Here is a 1,214-nt window from a genome sequence, read left to right as displayed (position 1 = left end):
TCAAAATCAATTTTACAAAAATGTCGCTTAACTTAAACTGTAATTTTTATTTGCATATCCAGTATTTCATTTGATAGATAATTTCCACCAGATCCATTTAAAGCTTCTATTCTAATGATTACATTTCATTAAAATTCTATTTAATTTTTTCAATGAAATTTTATGCTTTGCTAAATCATAAATTTCTAATGTATAATTCTTGTGATTATCTTGTGCTAATTCAATTAGATATCTTTTATTTATTTTACATGCATCGTCAAGCAGGTAATCACCTTCCTTAAAAATCAAGTTGTTTATGATAGTTACTTTTGAAAGTCGGTTACTTAACAGATAAATTGACATTACTTTATCTGTTTGTTTTTCTTTAATAATAAATCTTATAATATCTCCAAGTTCTGGTAAACTAAAGGTTTGACTATATATATAAAGAGATACATATTTATTATCAACATTTCTAACTTGAATATTCTCATTCAAATCATCATTATTCACTTTCTTAAATCTTGTAGTAGAATTAAAACGAGTTGCGACAAAATCAAATTTTTCAACAAGGCTATCCTTATTTTCACATAATTTATTATGCCTTATTTGTAAATAAGGCGGCGGACTTGGTTGTGAATAGCAAAGTTGTAGACCTATGACTGTTAATATTAATAATATCATTTTTTTCATAGTTAAAAATTATTTAAAGCCTGTTTTAGGGATTCTCTTATTGTATTTAACATCTCTGCTCTATCAACACTCATGTTACCATCCTTCAAATAACCAACATGAATATGTCCAGTTAATTTGTTTTGGCTTAGTTTCTTTCTTAAATATGCTACTCTGTAATATATTTCGTTAGAAAGATAATCCCCACCAGACCCCTCATTGGATTTTATTTTATTAGCAACAACTCCAACATCAACAGGATCGTAATTACCTATTTCTATAGAAGGAATGTTATTGTAATATGAAGGTTTTAAATCAGCATTATAGACATTTATTGCAGTCGCATTTGTAAATGGATTTTTATCTCTATCTATAGTATTAGTCGCTGAATTATTTATATATGAAGTACTCTCGAACAAAGAATCTTGGTAATAATCAAAAATGGCTTTTTGATCTAGCCCAACTTTATCTAGTATAAACATATCATTAAATGGTAATGTGTGTACGTCTTCAAACTAATTTGGACACATTCCTGTAGAAATTAAGATAGTGTTTGGTTTATA

The 1,214-nt window shown here is 27.0% G+C and carries 2 protein-coding genes; both read right to left on the bottom strand.

The features are described from left to right. Positions 1–111: 111 nt before the first annotated feature. Positions 112–672: a hypothetical protein gene (locus EG242_RS14785; protein ID WP_124900702.1), complete on the bottom strand. Its 561-nt coding sequence runs from the start codon at positions 670–672 to the stop codon at positions 112–114. A gap of 2 nt (positions 673–674) precedes the next feature. Next, positions 675–1,133, bottom strand: a complete 459-nt coding sequence (locus EG242_RS14780) for a hypothetical protein (RefSeq protein ID WP_124900700.1) — start codon at positions 1,131–1,133, stop codon at positions 675–677. Positions 1,134–1,214: the final 81 nt, after the last annotated feature.

The sequence above is a fragment of the Paenimyroides viscosum genome, assembly GCF_003858535.1.
GTDB classification, from domain to species: domain Bacteria; phylum Bacteroidota; class Bacteroidia; order Flavobacteriales; family Flavobacteriaceae; genus Flavobacterium; species Flavobacterium viscosum.
Note: the sequence above shows the minus strand (reverse complement) of the source record. Positions and strands in the feature narration are given on the sequence as shown.